At 65.1% G+C, this 20,932-nt stretch carries 17 protein-coding genes; 10 read left to right on the plus strand and 7 right to left on the minus strand.

Going from position 1 to position 20,932, the window contains the following annotated elements; all coding sequences use genetic code 11:
• Positions 1–450: 450 nt before the first annotated feature.
• The gene (locus RKE25_RS21645; protein WP_311840150.1) at positions 451–4,755 is read right to left on the minus strand and encodes a hypothetical protein; all 4,305 of its coding nucleotides are present in this window, start codon (positions 4,753–4,755) and stop codon (positions 451–453) included.
• A gap of 2,112 nt (positions 4,756–6,867) precedes the next feature.
• Here RKE25_RS21645 and RKE25_RS21650 point away from each other — a divergent pair.
• The 3 genes from RKE25_RS21650 to RKE25_RS21660 all read left to right on the plus strand — a co-directional run bounded on the left by RKE25_RS21650 (position 6,868) and on the right by RKE25_RS21660 (position 8,796).
• Positions 6,868–7,503, plus strand: coding sequence for a TMEM175 family protein (locus RKE25_RS21650; RefSeq protein ID WP_311840151.1), 636 nt, complete (start codon positions 6,868–6,870; stop codon positions 7,501–7,503).
• A gap of 16 nt (positions 7,504–7,519) precedes the next feature.
• On the plus strand, positions 7,520–8,179 hold the full coding sequence (locus tag RKE25_RS21655) for a Pr6Pr family membrane protein (protein ID WP_311840152.1): 660 nt from the start codon (positions 7,520–7,522) through the stop codon (positions 8,177–8,179).
• A gap of 68 nt (positions 8,180–8,247) precedes the next feature.
• Entirely contained in the window at positions 8,248–8,796 is a 549-nt protein-coding gene (locus tag RKE25_RS21660; RefSeq protein WP_311840153.1) for a hypothetical protein, read from the plus strand.
• A 6-nt stretch (positions 8,797–8,802) separates the two neighbouring features.
• On the opposite strand, the gene RKE25_RS21665 is transcribed toward RKE25_RS21660, so the two are convergent.
• The 3 genes from RKE25_RS21665 to RKE25_RS21675 form a co-directional block, all read right to left on the minus strand.
• Complete coding sequence (locus RKE25_RS21665) at positions 8,803–9,489, minus strand: glutathione S-transferase family protein (protein WP_311840154.1); 687 nt, start codon at positions 9,487–9,489, stop codon at positions 8,803–8,805.
• Between the two features lie 104 nt (positions 9,490–9,593).
• Complete coding sequence (locus RKE25_RS21670; RefSeq protein ID WP_311840155.1) at positions 9,594–9,890, minus strand: cupin domain-containing protein; 297 nt, start codon at positions 9,888–9,890, stop codon at positions 9,594–9,596.
• Between the two features lie 7 nt (positions 9,891–9,897).
• The gene (locus RKE25_RS21675; protein ID WP_311840156.1) at positions 9,898–10,824 is read right to left on the minus strand and encodes a DMT family transporter; all 927 of its coding nucleotides are present in this window, start codon (positions 10,822–10,824) and stop codon (positions 9,898–9,900) included.
• A 109-nt stretch (positions 10,825–10,933) separates the two neighbouring features.
• On the opposite strand from RKE25_RS21675, the gene RKE25_RS21680 reads away from it, so the two are divergent.
• Both RKE25_RS21680 and pip read left to right on the plus strand, forming a co-directional pair.
• Entirely contained in the window at positions 10,934–11,440 is a 507-nt protein-coding gene (locus RKE25_RS21680; RefSeq protein WP_311840157.1) for an Lrp/AsnC family transcriptional regulator, read from the plus strand.
• A 59-nt stretch (positions 11,441–11,499) separates the two neighbouring features.
• A complete protein-coding gene (gene pip / locus RKE25_RS21685; RefSeq protein WP_311840158.1) occupies positions 11,500–12,453 on the plus strand; it encodes a prolyl aminopeptidase in 954 nt (317 codons plus the stop codon).
• 14 nt (positions 12,454–12,467) lie between these two features.
• Here the strand turns inward: pip and RKE25_RS21690 are convergent, their stop codons facing one another.
• From RKE25_RS21690 to RKE25_RS21700, 3 genes are all read right to left on the minus strand, one after another.
• Positions 12,468–13,163: a hypothetical protein gene (locus tag RKE25_RS21690; protein ID WP_311840159.1), complete on the minus strand. Its 696-nt coding sequence runs from the start codon at positions 13,161–13,163 to the stop codon at positions 12,468–12,470.
• A 125-nt stretch (positions 13,164–13,288) separates the two neighbouring features.
• Complete coding sequence (locus RKE25_RS21695) at positions 13,289–13,741, minus strand: DMT family transporter (RefSeq protein ID WP_311840160.1); 453 nt, start codon at positions 13,739–13,741, stop codon at positions 13,289–13,291.
• 96 nt (positions 13,742–13,837) lie between these two features.
• Entirely contained in the window at positions 13,838–14,590 is a 753-nt protein-coding gene (locus tag RKE25_RS21700) for a helix-turn-helix transcriptional regulator (RefSeq protein ID WP_311840161.1), read from the minus strand.
• A gap of 182 nt (positions 14,591–14,772) precedes the next feature.
• Here RKE25_RS21700 and RKE25_RS21705 point away from each other — a divergent pair, with 182 nt between their 5' ends.
• The 5 genes from RKE25_RS21705 (at position 14,773) to RKE25_RS21725 (ending at position 20,866) form a co-directional block, all read left to right on the plus strand.
• Complete coding sequence (locus tag RKE25_RS21705) at positions 14,773–15,405, plus strand: glutathione S-transferase family protein (protein ID WP_311840162.1); 633 nt, start codon at positions 14,773–14,775, stop codon at positions 15,403–15,405.
• A 721-nt stretch (positions 15,406–16,126) separates the two neighbouring features.
• On the plus strand, positions 16,127–17,983 hold the full coding sequence (locus RKE25_RS21710) for a M1 family metallopeptidase (protein ID WP_311840163.1): 1,857 nt from the start codon (positions 16,127–16,129) through the stop codon (positions 17,981–17,983).
• Between the two features lie 82 nt (positions 17,984–18,065).
• Positions 18,066–19,082: an alpha/beta fold hydrolase gene (locus tag RKE25_RS21715; RefSeq protein WP_311840164.1), complete on the plus strand. Its 1,017-nt coding sequence runs from the start codon at positions 18,066–18,068 to the stop codon at positions 19,080–19,082.
• 37 nt (positions 19,083–19,119) lie between these two features.
• Positions 19,120–19,551, plus strand: coding sequence for a hypothetical protein (locus RKE25_RS21720; RefSeq protein ID WP_311840165.1), 432 nt, complete (start codon positions 19,120–19,122; stop codon positions 19,549–19,551).
• Between the two features lie 118 nt (positions 19,552–19,669).
• Positions 19,670–20,866, plus strand: coding sequence for an MFS transporter (locus tag RKE25_RS21725; protein WP_311840166.1), 1,197 nt, complete (start codon positions 19,670–19,672; stop codon positions 20,864–20,866).
• The last annotated feature ends 66 nt before the right edge of the window (positions 20,867–20,932 follow it).

Here is a 20,932-nt window from a genome sequence, read left to right on the forward strand (position 1 = left end):
CTCCCGTTGGCGTCAGCCTCTGCCAGCGGTGTGCCCTGGGGATCGGTGTATATATAAGTTGCAGTACCCGCATGAGCCGGTGCATATAAGGCCACAATATAGAGCGTGACAACGGCCAGTAATATGGCCGCTAATGTGGGCGACGACCGATTCTTCATGCGCTCCCCCGCGTGGCCACACTGGCCGTTCCGCTCCACGACTCACAGCTGCCCGATTTACAGGCGTGCACGATGTAGCCGCAGCTTGCATTGGTCTTTCTTGACGCGCTCCAGCTAGTGGCACTGTCCGATTGCAGGACACTTCGGGCCCCGCCATTGGCCTGTTTCTGAAGAACGTCCCTCGTGGTTTCGATGATATCCATTGGGCTCACCATGTTGATTCCGCCAATGCTGGCGCCAGGGCGCACTGATGTATAGAAGCGCCTGCCCCCTCCGATCTACAGTCCACTCCTCAATACGCCATGGACCACGACGAACACCCAACCGCGTTGCATGCGCGGACCTCATATGTATCCAGAGGTATCTGCCCCGTTGGACCGCTCTCGACGATGCTTGATGTGGTGGTTATTCCAGATTTGATGGCACCCGTACCAACGTTGTGAATGTCATACGACGTAGCCCCCGGAGAAGCTGTCCATTGAATGGTCAACGTCTCCGTCTTGGAGTTGGGAAAGCCGTCAATAGCTTGCACATTAGTTGGCGGCGGCGGAATGAGCGTCACTGAGACATTGACGGTTCCGCTCCACGGTCCGCAGCCGCCGGCGTTGCATGCCTGCACGTGATAGCCGTAGGTACCATTACCTTTGCCGCTCGTGCTCCAGCTGCCCGCACCATTGGATTGCACAGTCGACCATCCCCCACCGTTCACTTGCTCCTGCAGGTTGTAGTACGTAGCGCCGCCCACGCCAGTCCAGCTCACCGTGTAACTCCCATTCGTGCTGTTGCTTGGTGCACTGATATTGGGAGCGCTGTTTGGGGGGATGGTGACGGCCACGGTACCGCTTCCCGTAAAGCCGCTGCAGCCGCTTGCATTGCATGCCTGCACGTAGAACACCACGCTGCCTGTGGCGCCTTCGCTCGTGGAAACACTCGTTGCGTTGCCGCTGTACACACTGGTCCAGCCGCCACCATTGAAGCTCTGATCTAGGTTGTAGCTGGTGGCGGTGCTGGTAGCCGCCCAACTCACCGAAATCGGTCCACTGCTGGTGCCGGGTACGCTGATGCTTCCGGGCGCGGAAGGCGGCAGGAGAACCGTGGTCGTGCCCGTGCCGCTCCAACCTCCGCAGCCGCCAACATTGCATGCCTGAACGCGGTAGCTATAGCTGCCATTGCCACGACCGCTGGTCGCCCAACTGGTGCTGCCATTGGACTGCACCGTGCTCCACGTGCCACCACCATTAATGCTTTCCTGCAGCGTATAGCTGGTGGCAGTGCTCACGGCACTCCAGCTGATGGTGAAGCTCCCATTGGTGCTGTTGCCGGGTGCCGTAAGCGTCGGCGCACCGGCGGGTGGATGCGTCACAACCAGGGTTCCGCCGTTGGCCCATGCGCTGCAGTTGTAGGCATTGCAGGCTTCTACGCGATAAACGTAGCTGCCATTGGCCAGACCACTGATGGCGGTGCTGAGCGCGGCGCCGTTGTAGACCTGCGTCCAGTTGGTGCCGCCATCGCTGCTCTGCTGCGTAACGTAGTGCGTCACCTGCGCGACGGATGCCCAGCTGATCGTCGCGGTGCCATCCGCGCTGCTGGCCGGCACACTGACGCTGGCCGGTGCCGGCGGCACCACTCCATAGGTGGTGTCCACGGTGACTGCCGACGACACCACCCAGCCACGCGTGCCATACGCATTCTTGGCTTGTACCTGGTAGGTGTAGCTGCCGCTGGTAGTACCCGGAAGGCTGATCGAGGTCGCCGTGGTGTTGAAGGCTATGGTGGTCCAGGCGCCGTTGTTGACGGCCTCCTGCACGTCGTAACTGGTGGCGGATACCGGTGCGCTCCAGCTCACCGAGTAATTGCCGTTGGTGATGCCGGTAGGCACTGTGATGGTCGGCTGTACCGGTGTCACGCCAAGTACCGACGAAACGGTCCATCCCGTGCAGCCAGCCGAAGCGCAGGCTTGCACTTCATAGGTGTAGCTGCCGCCTCCCTTGTTGATCAGGGCCAGGCTATTGCTCGTGAGCGTGCCGCCGCCCACCTGCGCCCAGGTCACGCCACCATCCGTACTCTCGTTGAGGTTGTAGCCGGTGGCCCCCGGAACGGCGGTCCAGCTCACCGTGTAGTTGCCGTCGTTGGGGTTGGCGCTGAAGCTGATGCTCGCCGGGGCGGACAGCTGCAGCGACTCGTTGCGCGCGATCAGCTTCTTGCCCAGGTAGATGTAGTTGGTGGCCTTGGATGCGCTGGCATCGAACGCGTACACCAGCTGCCCGGCCTGGGTATAGAAGTAGTAACTGGCGCCCGCTCCGCTGGCCGGCGCCTTCATCACGCGGCGGCCGGCGGCGTCGTAGGCGTAGCTGTCGTAGCCCTGTGAGCTCGTGAGCTGGTTCTTCTGGTCGAAGTTCAGCGCGACGCCATTGCGGTTGTTGACGTTGCCCCGGTTGTCATAGCCCAGGGTGACGACGCTGCTGGCACCCTGCGTAATGCCCGTCAAGCGATTGGTGGCGTCGTAGTTGTAGGTGAAGGTCTGGCCGCCGCTGACCCGGCTGCGGATGTTGTTGAGCGGGTCGTAGGCGTAAGTCTCGGTGCCCCAAAGGTTGTTGGCCTGCGCCGAGGTCAGGCGGTTGAGCGTGTCGTAGCCGAACGTCTTGCTACGGGTGCCGTTCGCCAGGTCGTTGATGCTGGTGATGTTGCCGTTGGCGTCGTAGGCGTAGTCCTCGCTCAGCTTCAGCGTGCCGCCGTTGCCATAGGTGACGTTGCTGAGCAGTTGCCGAGCGTTCTTCTGCACTGCGTACGAATCGCCGTTGCCGAAGGTGAATGACGCGATGTCCCCGTCCGGGTAGTAGGTGATGGCGGTGGCATAGGTGCCCACCTGGGTCGCCCGGCCTAGCGCGTCCGGCGCGTAGCTCACCGCCTCGCCGTTCGGATATTGGATGGTGCTCACCGACCCGTAAGCATCATGGGCGTAGCCCATGCGCCACAGGCCCTGGCCGCTGACTTGCAATGACTCGCCCGTGAGCTGGCCCAACTTATTGCGATAGGCGGTCCAATAGGTCAGGCCGGAGTTGGCCGTGGCGACGTTGCCAAGCGGATCATAGGTATACCTGGTGCTCTGCGTACCCGCCGGCGGCACCAAGGTCAGCACCCGGTTCATGGGGTCGTAGGTACGTACGGTCTGGGCCGCGGAAGGCACTTGGTCCTGGCCGCAACCGCTGCCGGTGATCGAGAGCCCTGATGCTGTCCATGCGACGTTGTTCGCCGCGTCGTAGGCCGTCACTTCGCTGCCGCTTTCCGGCTCGACCGTGCGGCATAGCCGGTGGTAGCTGTCGTAGATCAGCCCCTTGCTGACGGTGTCGCTCTCGGTGCCGTACTGGCCCGACTGTGTAATAGATTGCGGATTGCCGTAGAGATCGCGAGCTATTGTCTGGGTAATGCCTTCGGGCGCCTGTACCTGGATCACCGCGTCGTAGCCTGGCTGGTCGAACACCTGATAGCTCGTGGTGGTCACGTAGCCCTTGGGATCGGTCACCCGCTTGCTTGCGCCGGAAAGGTACGTCGTGGTGGTGGTCAGCGTACCCAACTCGGAGGGTTGCGAGGTCTGGGTAAGGCGCCCGAGGGCGTCGTAGACGCTGGATACGCCATTCCCGATGGAACCCAGGTCCGGCGCGCCGCTGACTGGATACGACACGAAAGTCTTCTGCCCCTTCCAGTCGTAGTCGGTCCGGGTCGTGATGTCGGAGTTGGCGGTGCCACTGATGGCGGTATCGCTCAGTACCGGGCGAAGCAATGCATCGAAGTACGTCGTAGTGACGGCATTGCCCTTGGTGGTGGTGCGTTTCCAATGACCACCGCCGATGCCGCGCTCTGCACCGGTCACATAGGCGTAGGCGAAGCTCTTGGGATACCACGCAACTTCGTCACCGGACGGATAGGTGATGCCCGTGATGCGGCCGATATTGTCATGGCTGTAGCTGGTGGTGCTGCCGGTCTGATCGGTGATCGATGCAATCTGACCAAAGTCATCGATCACCAGGGACTGCGATTTATTGTCCGGGTAACCGATCGATTGCGGAATGCCGCGCTTGTAGTTGCCCAGCGTCGTCGTATGGCTATTACCGTCCGTAAAGCTGGCCAGCTGGCCCTGGGCGTTGAACGTATAGCTCATCACCGGCTGGCCGAAATGGTAGCGATTGGATAGCGTGACGTTACTCAGATCGTAGCCATACTTATCGATGGTTTCGCCTGTGGTGACGTTGTCGACCTGTTGTGGTAGACCCAGCAGCCAGTGAGGAAGGTCATTGAGGTAAGTCGTCTGCTCTTCAACGGCACTTTGACCCACTATGCTGCTATAGCGCTTGGCTTTGGCGACTTGCGCGTACTCATTGAATGCCGTTACTTCCCAGGCATAGGTATCCCCTTCCTGGGTCGTCACTCGTTTCTGCAGTGGGAATAGCGTCCCCTGCTGAGCCTCGTTCACATACGCCTGCTCAGTGAAACCCAATCGGACCGGCCAAGGCCAGCTTCCTTGCAAGGCGTAGCTGTCTTCCTCGCTGCGAAGTAGCGTCGTACCCACAGCCCCTGAGTAATAGTCCGTGCGCTTCAACAGGCTTTCGGACGCATCAAACCGATTGCTGAACGTATAGTGCGCTGCTGCACCATTCGGGAAGGTCACATCTGTCCACACCGTATCCGTGCAGCCCGAGCCACAATTTTCGATCGCACTGTTGTTAGGTGGCGAGTACTGATAGGACCAGGTTTGATCAATTGCGGCACCCGAGAAATGCTTTTGGACGAGAGCAGCCACGCCATAAACATCAGGATTCTGTGTCTCATACGTTCCGACAGGGCCCACGTCGACACAGGTATTAGGGGTATACGACCGTCCCCTGACGAGACTTTGGACAGTGAAGGTCCCCACCAATCCAGATGGATGAGTGATCGTGCCAGCGGACGTTGATCCAGTGGCGTTCCATATGGTCGTGCATGGCGACGAAGCCAGCAGCGAGTCCTCGCCGGGCGGATGGAAGGCACTGAGATTGAATTGCCATGCGCTGCTATCCGGCTGGATCACTTGCGAAAGCGCCGGAACATACGGATCGGTGCCGTAGATGTAGGTCCATACTCGGGGCTGTGCCAAGTCCGGCTGCACAGTTACGGACTTCAATCGATAGGCAGTCCCTACTACCGGGTGCTGCCAAGCCTCATAGGCAAGCGCTACTTTGCGTCCATCACTCGCAGCGATCTGCGCCAAGTTTCCGTTGCCATCGTACGAATAGACCAGATAGTTGCCAAAGCGGTCCTCAATGCGAGTGACCATCAGCATGGCCGTTCGGCGATGGAGAGCTCCTTGGCTGGGCCGAGCCATCGTCGGCGCATCTCGGTAGATCAGCCAGTCAAACCAATACTTAGTACCGTCTGGCGCGATACCGAAGAATCCCTGCCCTGATTGGCCATTCGAGGTCTGGTCGAGGCAGCCAATTGACCAACGATCTTTAGTGACAATGGGAAAGGCGCCCGATGACGGAGCCTGTCCATTCGACGTATCGCGGCCAAGCAGTGATTGCGTCTCGCCGCTAGCCTCTATTAGCTGGTAACCGTGCCACCATCGATAAGATGGCCAATCGGCCGGCTCGTAGCCTTGCTTGGTCGGCACGACAGCATCTTCGGCTGGCCCGAAGTTCGAGCACCTCTGCGGATCGCTCAGAAAAGACCATTGTCCGGTCGTTCCGTCCCAGAAGCTTTCCGCCGATAGCGTTTCGATATGCGGGACGTTGAGGGTCCAATCGACGAGTAGATTGTTGACCGCATCTTCGTAGTGCGTACTTAACGACAGATCGGGGATCTTGAAGCTCCGCGACAACGTCAACGCCGGCCCAGTACCCGCCAAGTTCACATCGATCTGCGTAAACGACAAGGCGCCGTTGTATAGGCTAACGTTCTCGCCGAAAGGCGTCTCGCCAAGCGGCGCTATATCTTCCGTAACCTTGATATTCTTCTTGTACTCATCCTCGGGCTTGATGGTCGCCGATTGGGACCACGCGGAGAACGAGCAGATACTCAATGCCAATGCCAGCACGGCATGACGCGTCCCGCGCCATCTGCAACACACCATTGCACACCCCTAGGTTGGCTTAGGTTTTCCAGCAATGGCCATGCCGATCGCATGGAAAAGCTCAACCCATCCGATCAGAACACGGTTCCGCCAGCTTGAGACCAAGAACGAATCACGTCGTGGTGACTTCTGGATGGAAAGCAGATTCGCTTGTGGTAGGACAAAACAGACTGCCGATTAGCGGCTATCGATGCCTGCCCGTCACGCATCTACGAACACACCCTGCCGACACGAGAGCAAGCAGAGCCAAATGTCCGGCTCTAGGCGGTACCGGGATAAAGGATTTCGTCAAAAGCGGCGGAAATAACTGCACGCGTGCCGGCCGCAATGGCTGGCCTTCCCCCCATGACGCTCCGTTTCGCAAGAGCGTGCTGGCAAGGCAAAGCGGCTTAACCATCCTTAGCCCCCCCCCAATCTGACCCACCCCATGCGCTGCGCATGCGTCGTAGGAAACTACCCGTCCATTTATGCAAAAAGCAACTAGTAATTTCTTGCGCATCTTTGGCGTAAATTCATGCCGCAAACGAGCCGGCGGCACCTTATCCAATCTAGACAAGCCCCCCGACCCGTGCCCACGATCACATAGATAACCCTGGGGGACACATGAGCAAGAACGCCTCGCAACTCGAACGCCTCACCTTCTTCTCCGATGCGGTGTTCGCCATCGCCATCACTTTGCTGATCATCGAGGTGCACGTGCCGCACGTGAGCGGTGGGGACGATGCGGCGTACTGGCAGGCGCTGGCGGAGCTGCGGCCCAGCCTGTTCGGGTTCATGCTGAGCTTTCTGGTGATCGGTGCCTTGTGGATGGCGCATCACCGGGTGTTCGGCATGCTGGCGGATTACAGCCAGAAGATCCTGTGGCCGAACATGTTCCTGCTGATGGTGGTGGCCTTCATGCCGTTCGTGACGGCGCTGATGAGCGCGCATCCGCTGGCGCGGGTGCCGGAGCTGTTCTATTCGGGCACCTTGCTGGCCGCGGGCCTATTGCAGAACCGGCTGTTCTCGCTGGCGCTGCGCGCGCCCTACGTGCGCGACGACGTGCCGGCGGAAGAAGTCGCGGCCGCGCGCTGGCGGTCGTGGGGCATGCCGACGTCCGCCGCGCTGTCGCTGATCGCAGCCTGGTTCGTGCCGGGGTGGAACAATTTCTTGCTGCTCAGCATTCCGCTGCTGGTGCGGTTGTATGCTGCCGCGGGCCGGCGCCGCACGCTTCGCCTGCAGGCGGCTGCCGGCGCCTGATTTCAGGAGCCCCCCCATGCCTGCCCGCTTCCGCCTGTTCGCCGCCACGGCCGCCGTGCTGGGATGGTTCGCGCTCGGCTTGCAGCTGCTGTTGTCGATCCAGCTGACCCGGGCGAACGGCCAGGGCGCGCTGGCCGGGGTGTGGAGCTACCTCGGTTTCTACACCGTGCTGACCAATATCCTGGTGGCGATGGTCCTGACGGCCGGCGCGCTTGGGCCGCGCGGGGCGGTGACGCGGTTTTTCGGGCGTCCGGACGTCGCCTCGATGGCGGCCATGAGCATCGTCGTGGTCGGCATCATCTACAACCTGCTGCTGCGGCAGTTGTGGCATCCCGAGGGTTGGCAACTGTTCGCGGACGTCACCTTGCATGACGTCATGCCGATCGCGTTCCTGCTGTACTGGTGGTTCGCCGTGCCGAAGACCGCGCTGCACTGGCGGCAGATTCCGGCCTGGCAGAGCTACCCCATCGCCTACTTCGCCTATGCCTTGGCGCGCGGTGCGGTGAATGGCTGGTATCCCTATCCTTTCCTGGACGTGGCGCACGAAGGCTACCTGCAGGTGGTGATCAACGCCGTGATGGTGTTGTTGTTCTTCATCACCGTGGCCCTGGTGCTGGTGGGGTTGGGCCGCTGGCAGGCCCGCCGCGCGGCGCAGCCGGCCACCCAGCCGATCTGAATTCGCGGCGACGCGTCCGTCACGCGCTTGCGGCAGAATGCGCGCACGCGCCCTACGACCGGACTCCCATGCGCCTCCTGTCTTTGCCGATCGGCCTCGCCCTGCTTTTCGCCGCCTCGCCTGGCTTCGCCCAGGATGATGCCGCTGCGGCCTTCTTCGTGAAGCTGTACACGGAGAAGTGCATGAAGCACTACGCCAAGCCCGAAGCGCTGAAGGCGGAGTTCGAAGCCGCAAACACGCCCGAGCTGCCTGCGGACACCGCCGGCGTTTTCCTTGGCGGCGCAGCGGGCAAGGCGTGGCCGCAGCGTGGACCGGGCGAAGGGCGTTTCGTGGTGTCGCTGCGCGACGACGGCGTATGTACGGTGTTCGCGCAGTATGCCGATGACGTGAGCGTGGAGCGGCGATTCAAGGAACTGGTCTCCACTAGCCCCGCGCCACTCACGGCCGCGCCGGAAAAGGACGAGCGCAAGATGGCGCCGACCGGGCCGATCCACACGCTCAGCTATACGTGGTCGCGCCCCGGGGACGAGAGCGAGTTGCTCTTTTCCCTGACCACCGCCGTCTCCCCGGACGCGCCGGTCCAGGCCATGGCTTCGCTGGCGCGCGTGAAGAAGTAACGGACGTCACGTCCGTACGCGCAGATCCTCCAGCCACTCGCCTGCCAGGTGGGTGTGATCTTCGTGGTCGCTGTCGCGCCAGGGTTCGCGTAGCGCTTCCTCGTACCAGCGGCGGCAGGAAGATAGCTCGCGCAGGCGGTGAGCATAGGCGGAGCTCACCGGCTGCACTGGCAAGTCATAGGTCTGGATGCGGTAGGCCACGGGCGCATAGAAGGCGTCGGCCGCGGTAAAGCGCGCGCCCGCGAGAAAGGGGCCGCCGAAACGCCGGATACCTTCGGCCCATAGCTCGTCGAGGCGCGCGAGATCGGTCTTCAGCGTGTCCGGCAGGTGATACAGCCGCACGCGGATGCCGCAGCTCATCGAGGCGTGCTCGCGCAGCGGGCCGAAGCCGGAATGCATTTCCGCCGTGGCGCAGCGCGCCCAGGCACGGGCGGCGGGGTCTTCCGGCCACACGCCGGGATGGCGTTCGGCGAGGTACTCGACAATGCCCAGCGAATCCCACACGACCGTGTTGCCATCATGCAGACAGGGCACCTTGCCGTTGGGCGCGAACGGGCGGAAGTTGGCCCAGTTGTGATTGCCCTCGAAGCGCACGAGCTTCTCCTCGAAGGGAATGCCCAGCTCGTGCAGCAGCACCCAAGGGCGCATGGACCAGGAGGAGTAGTTCTTGTTGGCGATGTAGAGCGTGTACATGCCGGCCTCCCCGCGGCGCGTCGGTGGAGGCCTAAGCGTAGCCGCGTTCGCCGGCGCAGGCAGCCTCGACCGCATGCGGATCGAACGCAGTACCTGTGACGGTGTCAGGTGTCGAGGATCACCAGCGTCCCGTGGCTTCCCGGCGCCACCGCGTGCGGCACGCCCGCCGGGACGACATACAGTTCACCGGGGCCCACTCGCACGACATCGCCACCGATCTGAAGCAGCATCTGGCCATCCAGTACCAGCAGGCCCTCCGGATAGTCGTGGCACTCGTCCGGGTAAGCCAATGCGTCCATGCGCGCCACCTTGAAGTTGGCGCCGCCGAAGCGCGCCAGCACTTTCGATGTCCAAGCCTGCGGCAAGCCATCGGCCACCTCGGCCAAGCTGATCAACGCCATGGCTGCTTCAGTGCTGCTTGGCCGGCGTCGCCGCGATGGTGGCCGTGGACGCGGCCGGCGAGCGCTTGCGCGCATTGGCCAGGATCACACCGCCAACGGTGACGGCGCCGCCGACCACGGTGAGCAGCGCCGGCCGCTCGCCCAGCCACACCCAGCCGATCAGCACCGCGATCGGTGGCGAAAAGTAGATGAAACTGCTGACTTGCGACGCCGACGCGCGCTGCAGCGCGGCGTTCCAGGCGATGTAGCCGATGAAGGTCGGCGCAATGCCCAGCCACAGCAGCGAGCCGATATGCGCAGCCGGCGCATGCAGCAGCGCGGACGGCAGCCCCAGACCGAACGGCAGCGCCGCCAGCGTGCCGGCGAAGAAGGTGAACGCGGTGACGCCCAACATGCTGTTGCGCGCAAACAAGGGCTTCTGGCCCACGAACAGAATGGACGAGCACAGCACGCTCACCAGCACCAGCGCCGCCATCGGCTCGAACTTCACGCCCTTGCCACTGGCCAGCACCACCATCACCACGCCGACCAGGGCGATGCCCAGGCCGGTGAGGGTGCGCACCGACAGCCGCTCGCGCAGCCACAGCGCCGACAGCGCGGCGGTGGCGGCGGGAATCAGCGAGATGATGATGGCCGCCGTGCCGCTGGCCACGCGGGTTTCCGCCGTGTTGAGGCAGAGGTGATACACGGTCAGGCCCAGCACGCCCAGCACCGCGAGCTGCAGCCAGTCCTTGCGGGCGGGCAGCGGCACGCGCTTGAACAGCAGCAGCACCGCGAAGCACAGCGAGCCGATGCCCAGCCGCGCGAAAGCCACTTCGCCAGGCGTGAACGAGCCCAGGGCGTGGGCGATCGCGGCGTAGGCCGAGGACCAGGTGAGCAGGGCGATGCCGATGTAGATCAGCGCGCGCCCGTCGAGGCGTTCCGGGGTGGACATGGGGGGATTCCTGGGCGGGAAGCAAGGAAAATCGTAGATCGGAAGGTTCTGCCCCGGAATGATGAATCAGAGTACGATGGCCATGTTTCGCCTTTGATCGAATCATTCCATGAACGCTCTTACCTTCGAATCGAAACCCTCATTCGACACCAAGGATTGGCAGATCCTCGAGGCCCTGCAACAGGACGCCCGGCAGGGCTACGCCGAGCTGGGCCGCAAGGTGCGCCTGTCCGCGCCGGCCGTGGCCGAGCGGGTCAAGCGCCTGGAAGAGGCCGGCGTGATCACCGCCTACCGCGCCCAAGTCAACCCGCGCCGCCTGGGCTACGAGATCGAGGCGATGATCCGCCTGCGCTGCGACGGCGGCACCTGCGCCCGCGTCGGCGCACTGGTGGCCGGTGTGCCGGAAGTGCTGGATTGCCGCCGCCTGGCAGGCGAGGACTCTGCGCTGCTGCGCGTGGTCGCCATGTCGGTGCCGCATCTGGAAAACGTGCTGGACCGGCTGCTGAAGATCCATCCGAGCATCAGCACCACCACCCTGGTGGTATTGCAGACCTCGCATGAGAACCGCCCGATCACGCTGGCGATGCGCAACACAGCCAACGCCGCGCTGAGCTGATGCCGCACGGCACGCGATCGCGCGGGTTATGCTCGCGCGATTGCCAAGGAGCGTGCCGCATGCGCCAGCTGTATCCCGAGATCGAACCGTACAAGACGCAACGCATCCAGGTGGATGCGCTCCACAACCTCTACGTGGAGGAGTGCGGCAATCCCGACGGCCTGCCGGTGATCTTCCTGCACGGCGGCCCGGGCGCGGGCGTGTCGCCTTATCACCGCCGCTTCTTCGATCCCTCGCGCTACCGCATCGTGCTGTTCGACCAGCGCGGCGCGGGTCGCTCCACGCCATTTGCCGAGCTGCGCGACAACACCACATGGCACCTGGTGCGTGACATCGAGACGATCCGCGAAGCGCTGGGCATCGAGCGCTGGGTGGTATTCGGCGGTTCGTGGGGTTCCACACTCGCGCTGGCGTACGCGCAGGCACATCCCGAGCGCGCGCTGGGCCTGGTGCTGCGCGGCATCTGGCTGGTGCGCGACGAAGAGCTCCACTGGTTCAACGAACTTGGCGCCGGCGCGGCCTATGTAAGGCCGGTCGAGTGGAACCGCTACCTCGCGCATATCCCCGAGGCCGAGCGCGGCGACATGGTCGAGGCCTACTGGCGCCGCCTGGACGATCCCGATCCGCAGGTGCGCCTGGCCGCCGCGCTGGCATGGGACGCGTGGGAAAGCAGCTGCATCGCGCTGGAGGACACGCCCTACGATCCCGCCGACGCGGGCACGCAGGAATCGGCCATCAGCAAGGCACGCGCCGAGGTGCACTACTTCCGCCATCGCGCCTTCCTGGAACCGGGCCAGCTGCTGCGCGACGTGGCGAAGATCCGCCGCATCCCCGCCACTATCGTGCACGGCCGCTACGACCTGATCTGTCCGGTGAAGAATGCGTACGACCTTGCCGAAGCGTGGCCGGAAGCCGATTTCCACGTGGTCACGGCCGGACACGCGGCGAACGAGCCGGCCATCGTGGATGTGCTGGTCACCGCGACGGACCGGCTGGCGGACCGGTACGGCTAGCTTCGCTCACGCGGTTACGGCAGGCCCACGTAACCGCGCCGGAAGCTCACCGGCTGCGCCATGCCCGGCGCGCGCCATTCGCCCAGCACGGTGAGTTGCTTGCCGTCCGGCGCCAGCATCCATCGCTGGTCGAGCTTCGAGCCGTCTGCATATTGGATCGAGACGTGCAGGCCGTCCGATTCACGGCGCGCGCTGACCATCGCGTTGCCGGCCAGGGTCTGGCGGCTCTGGCCATCGAGGCGCACGTCCATGGCCGAACCGTCGGCGAAGCGCACCTGGATCGACTGCGTGTCCTGCTGCACGAGCAGCACGTTGTCGTGTTCCAGAGTGGGCGGCAGCGGATAGTCGCCGCGGAAATCCTCGCCCTTCTCATCCTTGGCCGTCTCGCCGCCACGGCCGCCTTTGCCGCCGCGTCCACCATGGCCGCCCATGCCGCCGCCACCCATGCCGCCGCGGCCCATCCCCCCGCCGCGATGGCCGCCCTGGCCCGGACGTGCGGCTGGTGTGGAAGCGCCCGTGGACGAGGCTGCCGCAGGCGCCGCAGCACTCTGCCCGGCTTCGCGCAGCAGTCGCTTCACCGTATCGGCGCTGTCGCTGTTGCCATCGTCCAGACGCCAGGCACCGCCATAGCTCGCCGCGACCGAAGCCTGGGCGTGGAGCCCGCCGGCAAGCATGGCGATGGCACATAAAACAGCCAACTGGAGAAGCATGAACAGGAAGCCGTGGCGGCGGGAGCTAAGAGACATAAGCGCGACCGATCGTCACCCTATGGGCGGCATCCGCCCATGACGCGCGAACGAAGCTTTCGGTTGACATGCGCCCTTGCCGGACCTGGCTACCGCCGGATCAGCAGCACCCCCGCCACGAGCAATACGGCGCCCACGAGCCGCGCAGGGTTCGCAAGCTGCTGCGGCGAGCCGAGGAATCCGAAATGGTCGATGGCGATCCCCGCCGCCATCTGCCCGACGACGATAAGGGCGAGCACGGTGGCCGCGCCCAGCCGCGGAATCGTCAGGATCGCAGTACCGACGAAGATGGCCCCGAAAATACCGCCGGTCCAGGACACGGGAGCGGACCGGGCGGACACGACCTCCGCAAGCCGGGGACCCTTGGTGGCGAGCGCCAATGCCAGCATGGCCAGCATGCCGACGAAATAGCTGGCGAAGCCCGCCCACCATGGCGAGCCGATCTCGCTGCGCAGGTTGGCGTTGAGCACCTGCTGCACGGCCACGCTGATGCCCGCGGCGATGACGGCCAGATAGAGAAAAACAGTCGATGCGATGCCCATGGGCACTCCGGATCACGCGCGAGCCGCCACCGGCCGCTGCTTCCAGGAAGACTAGGCTGTGCGCGTGGCGCCCGTCTGGAACGGATGTGACCGGCTTCAGCCGGCGCGATAGCGGGCTGGCGTGACGCCGAAGATCCGCCGGAAGCAGCGTCCCAGGTGGCTCTGATCGGCGAATCCGGCCAGCGCGGCCGCGTCCGCCGGCGGCGTACCGGCACGCAGCAATCCTCGTGCGTGATTGAGCCTGCGGACGATATCGAACGCTTGCGGCGGCAGGCCGTACCGGCGCCGGAACGCGCGGGAGTAACCCTCCCGGCTCATCGCGAACTCGCTCGCGGCAGCCCGCACCGAAGTCGCCGAACGACTCATCAGCGGTCGGCCGGCGGCTAGTGGCGGGTAAGGGTCACGATGGCGCCGGCGCGCCTGTTCCACCAGCGCGTCCCATGCCGCGCCCTGGATGGGCCAGGCCTTTGCAAGGCGATCCAGCAAGCGATGCGTGTCGTATTCGCCGGCGCGCAGATAAAGGTTCATACACAACACCCCGCCGGATTCGGGTAACGAGCGATGCGCCATGCCTGCCGGAATGCAGAGGCCGCGGCCCGCGGCGATCGTGACCTGCGCGTCGCCCAATAGAAAACGGCGTTGCCCGGCGATCACGAAAGTGATCTGGTCCTCATCGTGGAAATGTCCGGGAAGCCCGACGTCCGTGCCCCGCACCGTCCCGAGCTCGACGATGCCTGCAACGGCCGGACGCCAGTACGCCCAGGTGTCATCCGCGGCGGTGCACGGCGCGAGACCTTCCAGGCCGAACGGTGGATGCACGAAGGACTCCTCCGGGAAACGCGTGATCACACGATGCCGAATAATGCCATCGCACCGCAGCGGAGATCTTTGGCTTCCGTCCGTGTTCCCCTCATTCGTCGGCGCGGCATAGCACCGCGGCGAAGCCATCGCGCGGGCCGCGAGCAAGATTCGGAGGGTGGCGCGAGGAGCTTCCCGCGATCCTGCAGGCAACTCTTTTTGGAACTCGTCTCGTGCTGACTTTCTACGATTACCTGCCCTCGCAGAACGGCTGGAAGATCCGCCAACTGCTGCGCCATCTGGACCTTCCTCATTGCACCGTGCCGGTGAGCATTTTCGAAGGCGAAGGCCAGCGTCCCGAGTACCTGCGCATCAACCCTACCGGTACCGTGCCCGCGATCGAGTTGGAAGACGGCCGCACGCTGGCCGAGTCCAACGCCATCCTCGCTTATCTCGCCGAGGGCACGCCGTACCTTCCGGGCGATGCGTTCGGCCGCGCCAAGGTGTGGCAGTGGCTGAGCTTCGAGCAGGAGCGCGTGGAGTCGGTCATCGGCTCGCTGCGCTATTGGACCTTGACCGGGCAGCTCGCGACACGCGGCGCGGCGATGGTGGAGCTGAAGCGGAACGCGGGCCTGCGCGCGCTATCCATCCTGGATGCGCAACTGGCCATGCGACCGTATATCGCCGGCGGGCACTACACCATCGCCGATATCTCGCTGTTCGCCTATACGCGGCTGGCTGAAGAGGCGGGCTTCGACTTGAAGCCTTATCCGCATCTTCGAGCGTGGTTCGATCGCGTCGAGGCGCAGCCTGGATATGTGGCGGAACGATATCCGTATTCGGTCGATCCGCATGCGCCGCGTTGAGCGCGGGGTTCGGTCGCGGTTGGGAGGGGATTCGCGAGCACCCGCCCCTCATCCCGCCTTCTCCCCGAAGGGGAGAAGGAGAAGTGCAGTACTGCGGCAAGCAACCACCGACCAAACAAGAGCGAGCGAAGCGACGCTCCGTGTCGCTCTTGATCTCCCGGGTTCCCTTCGCGGCGGTGAGGGCTGGACGATCAGGCCGCCGAAGGCGGGCGGGGACAGGACGTCCCCGCCTTTTCGATCAGGGCATGGATGCCCTGTCGAAAAGCCCGGCCAGCCCTCAACGCACCCGGAGCAGCGTAGGCTGCGAAGGGCGCCGCGCAGGGGGCCTTTTCTTCTTGGTTACTTCTTCTTGGGCAAGCAAGAAGAAGTAACTCGCTCTCCGGCAGGAGAGCGAAACCCCTCGCCCCGCACGGGGCGAGACAAGGCTGGCGACGAGGCGACAACCGAGCGATACCGCCACTGGGTGACTCGCTACGCTCGCCCCTTCGGGGCCACCCTACGGGCGTTCTCCGCGCTACGCGCTTCGTCCGGCCTGCGCCGGAATGACGAGTAGGTGAGTGCAAGGCGGCCCTTAGCACCCGTTGGGGCTCGCGGGCTCACGCCAGCCTCGACCGCCAGGCCTCCACCCAAACGGACGCCCCCAGGACCCAATGACCCCCGCCACAAGCCACCCCCACACCGCGATGGCATACTCGCCCCTCCCGTTCCACCGGAGCACCCCATGCGCCTCCTCTGCGCCTTCGCCATCGGCGCCCTCACCCTGCCGATGGCCGCCTACGCCGCCGATCCGCACTCCTACGCCCAGCCCGACCAGGTGCGCGTCACTCACCTGGACCTGGACCTGAAGATCGACTTCCCGCACAAGCAGCTCGACGGCCAGGCCACGCTGAAGCTGGACTGGAAGGACGCGAAGGCGAAGACGCTGGTGCTCGACACGCGCGACCTGAAGATCGCCAAGGTCGAAGCGCTCGACGCGGCCGGCAAGGCCACGGCGCTGACGTACGCGCTGGCGCCGGCCGACAAGCAGCTCGGCAGCAAGCTCACGATCCAGGCGCCGCAGCATCCGGCGCAGGTGCGCATTGCCTACACGACCGCGCCGACCGCTTCCGGCCTGCAATGGCTGACGCCGGAGCAGACCGCGGACAAGAAGCTGCCCTTCATGTTCTCGCAGTCGGAATCCATCCATGCGCGCTCGTGGGTGCCGCTGCAGGACTCGCCGGCGATCCGCTTCACCTACAGCGCCCACGTCACCGCGCCGAAGGAAGTGCGCGTGACCATGAGCGCGCTCAACGACGCCAAGCACGCGCTGGACGGCGATTTCCGCTTCGACCAGCCGCACCCGATTCCCTCCTACCTGCTGGCAATCGCCGCAGGCGACATCGCGGTGAAGGAGACCGGCCCCCGCTCGGCGGTGTACGCGGAGCCCAGCGTCGTCGACAAGGCGGCGAAGGAATTCGAGGACACCGAAAAGCTGATCCAGGCCACCGAGAAGCTCTATGGCCCCTATGCGTGGGGCCGCTACGACCTGCTGGTGCTGCCACCCTCGTTCCCGTTCGGCGGCATGGAAAACCCCAACATGACCTTCGCCACGCCGACCGTGCTGGTGGGCGACAAGAGCCTGGTCTCGCTGGTGTCGCACGAGCTGGCGCATTCGTGGTCGGGCAACCTGGTGACCAGCGCTGCGTGGCGCGATATCTGGCTCAACGAAGGCTTCACCACCTACGTGCAGGGCCGCATCACCGAGGCGGTCTACGGCAAGGCCCTGGCCGACGAGGAAGCCCTGCTTTCCGCGCGCGGCCTGCAGAAGCACATCGGCGAGATGCCCGCCAATGCGCAGAAGCTGGCGCCGGAACCGCGCGGCATCGATGCCGACGATGCGCTCTCCGACGTGGCCTACGACAAGGGCTCCTGGTTCCTGCGCACGCTGGAGCAGCGCTTCGGCCGCGAGACCTTCGACGCCTACCTGAAGGGCTATTTCGCGCACTTCGCCTTCCAGAGCATCACCACCGAGCAGATGCTGGATTACCTGAAGGCCAATCTGTTCGATAAGAACCCGGGCAAGATGGACTGGGCCGAAGTGAAGGCATGGGTCTACGAGCCGGGTGTGCCGAAGAACGCGCCGCTGCCGGCCTCGCCGCGCTTCGAGGCGATCGACAAGGAGCGCAGCGCGTTCCTCGGCGGCTCGCTGGCGGCGGACAAGCTCGATGCCAAGGGCTGGAACACGCAGGAATGGATGTACTTCCTCGATGGCATGCCCGACGTCGCGCCGCTGGACAAGCTCAAGCAGCTCGATGCCGCCTGGCACCTCACCGGCACGCCGAATGCCGAGATCGGCATGCGCTGGTACAGCCACGCCATCGCCGCCGGCGACAAGGACGTGTGGAGCGCCGCCGCCGAGCACATGACGCGCATCGGCCGTCTGTACCTCACCACGCCGCTGTACAAGGCGTTCGTGAAGACGCCGGAAGGTCTCGCCTACGCCGAGCAGGTGTACGCGAAAGCCAAGGCCGGCTACCACCCGATGACGCAGGACGCCGTCCAGCGGATCATCGACAAGGCCAAGAAGCCGGCGAAGTGATCGCCATCGCGCGCCGCGCCGCACTTGATCGGCGCGGCGCGCGACCCGACATGCCTGTGTTCCCCCAGCGCGGACCCTCTTCATGAGCAAGCCTTCCCTTCCCGCCGGCCCGGCGGCCAACCAGCGCCCCCTGTGGCAGCGCCTGCTGATCCGGCGCCTGAAGTTCCTCGTCATCGTGGCGGTGGTGCTGGGCGTCGGCCTGGGCGGCTGCTATCTGTTCGCGCCGCAGTGGCTGCTGCGCGCCGAGCTCGCGCGCAAGGCGATGGCCGCGCACGTGGAGACGCACTCGGTGCAGGTGGGCGATACCAAGTGGGTCTACTACGAAGGCGGCCAGGGCCCGACCCTGGTGCTGCTGCATGGCTTCGCCGCCGACAGGAACGTCTGGCTGGAGCAGTTGCGCCTGCTCACGCCGCATTTCCACGTGATCGCGCCGGACCTGCCGGGCTGGGGTGATTCCACGCGCGTGGACGGCGCCAGCTACAACATCGACGCGCAGGCCGCGCGCCTGCAGGGCTTCGTCGATACGCTGCGCCTGCAGCGCTTCATGCTGGTCGGGCATTCGATGGGCGGCGCCATCGCCAGCGTCTATGCGGCCGACCACCCGGAGAAGGTGGGTGGCCTCGCGCTGGTCGACGCCTTCGGCCTGAAAGCCAACGAGAACGACTTCGCGCGCGGCGCGCTGAGCGGCAAGAACCCCTTCGCCTATGACGACCGTGCCGGTTTCGAGCACGCGACGCTGCTGGCCTTCGAAAAGATGCCGAATATCCCGGGGCGCTTCCAGGACGTGCTGGTCGAGAAGAACCAGCGCGACCGCGCTTACCTCGACCGCACGTTCAACGAGCTGCGCGATCCCTCGCAGTATCTGTCCGTGCAGAACCGCCTGGACCGCCTCACCATGCCGGTGCTCGGCCTGTGGTGCCACGACGACAAGATCATCGATATCTCCGCGCTCGATAGCCTGCGTGGCGGCCTGAGCCGTGCCAGCTCGATCAGTTCCAGCATCCTCACCGGCTGCAATCACATGCCGGTGCTGGAAAAGCCGGACGAGACGGCACGCATCCTGGGCGCATTCGCGCTGCAGCACATGCCGCTGGGCTGACGGACGCGGTGATCGAAGCGGCAGGAAGGAGGCATACATGCTGATCGAAGGGCGCTGCCACTGCGGCAACATCGCCTTCACGCTGGACTGGCAGCCCGATCCCGCGTCGATTCCTGCGCGCGCCTGCACCTGCACGTTCTGCACGCGCCACGGCGGCGTGTGGACCTCCTATCCGGATGGACGGCTATCCGTACGTGTCGCCGATCCGGCGCGCGTTTCCCGCTATGCCTTCGGCACGGAAACCGCCGCGTTCCAGGTCTGCATGACCTGCGGCGTGCCGCCGCTGGTGACCAGCCGCATCGACGGACGGCTGTACGCGGTGGTCAACGTCAACACCTTCGAGAACGTCGATCCGGCACGACTGCAGCGTAGCTCCAGCTCGCTGGACGGCGAGAGCGTCGGCGACCGCCTGGCGCGCCGGCAGCGCAACTGGATCGGTCACGTCGACTTCCCTGCCGCGGACGGCTGAAGGCCCGGCGGGAGCCCCCGCGTAACGGTCTTTTCATTCGCCGCGGGCCATGTTGCTCTGCGACAATACACGGGCGCGCACGCTGTTCGCTCGCGCGCGGTTTCGCATCAAGGCCCCCATGAACACGGTTTCCCGCGACGAGCCCCAGGGCTTGCGGCTTACCTGGCGCATTGTCCAGGTGGTCTGCTTCACCTTTCTGGCCTATCTGGTGATCGGCCTGCAGCTGGCCGTGCTGCCGCCCTTCGTGCACGGCGAGCTGGGCTATGGCGCCGTGCTGGCTGGCCTGGTGATCAGTACGCAGTACATCGCCACGCTGCTCAGCCGCGGCTTCGCCGGCCGCACCTCGGACACCGCCGGCCCCAAGCGCGCGGCGCTGATCGGCATGGCGGCCTGCGGCGCGAGCGCGGTACTGATGATCCTGGCCGCGCTGCTGCGGCCCTGGCCGCTGGCATCGCTCGCGCTGCTGCTGCTGGGCCGCCTCGCGCTCGGCGTCGGCGAAAGCTGCGTCGGTACCGGCTGCATCATGTGGGGCATCGGCCGCGTCGGCGCGGCGCATACGGCGAAGGTGATCTCCTGGAACGGCGTGGCGACGTACGGTGCGCTGGCCGCGGGCGCACCGCTGGGCGTGCAGCTGGCGGGCGCGTTCGGCTTCGTCGCGATCGGCATCGCCGGCGCGCTGCTGATGGTGCTGGGCTTGCTGCTGGCGTGGCGCCGGCCTGCCGCGAAAGTGGCGTCCGGCGAGCGCCTGCCGATGCACCACGTGTTCGGGCGCGTGCTGCCGTACGGCATGGGCCTGGCGCTCGGCGCCGTGGGCTTCGGCGCACTCGCCACCTTCGTCACGCTGTACTACGCCGCGATGGGTTGGAGCGGCGCGGCGGCGACGCTGAGCGTGTTCGGTGCGTGCTTCGTGGGCGTACGCCTGGTGTTCGGCGGAGCGATCTCGCGCTTCGGCGGCTATCGCGTGGCGCTGGTGTCGTTCGTCGCCGAATTCGCGGGCTTGCTCGTGCTCGCCGCGGCAGGCAGCGCGAGCGTGGCGATGTTCGGCGGCGCGCTCACCGGCCTTGGCTTCTCGCTGATCTTCCCGGCGCTGGGCGTGGAAGCCGTGCAGCGCGTGACGCTCAGCAACCGCGGCTCGGCGCTGGGCGCATACTCGGTATTCACCGACCTGGCGCTGGGTGTGGCCGGCCCGCTCGGCGGCTGGCTGGTGTCGGGCGGGCGCTACGGGCCGTTGTTCGTGGTGGCGGCCTGTTTCACGGCGATGGCGTTCGCGCTGACCGGATGGCTGTACCTGCGCTACGGCAGGGAGACGTATTGACGCGGCGTTTCAGCCCGCGGCTGCGCGCGTGCAGAGGCGGCCGCGCTTCTTCCGCGTATCGATGGG

Source organism: Dyella sp. BiH032 (genome assembly GCF_031954525.1).
GTDB lineage: Bacteria > Pseudomonadota > Gammaproteobacteria > Xanthomonadales > Rhodanobacteraceae > Dyella_D.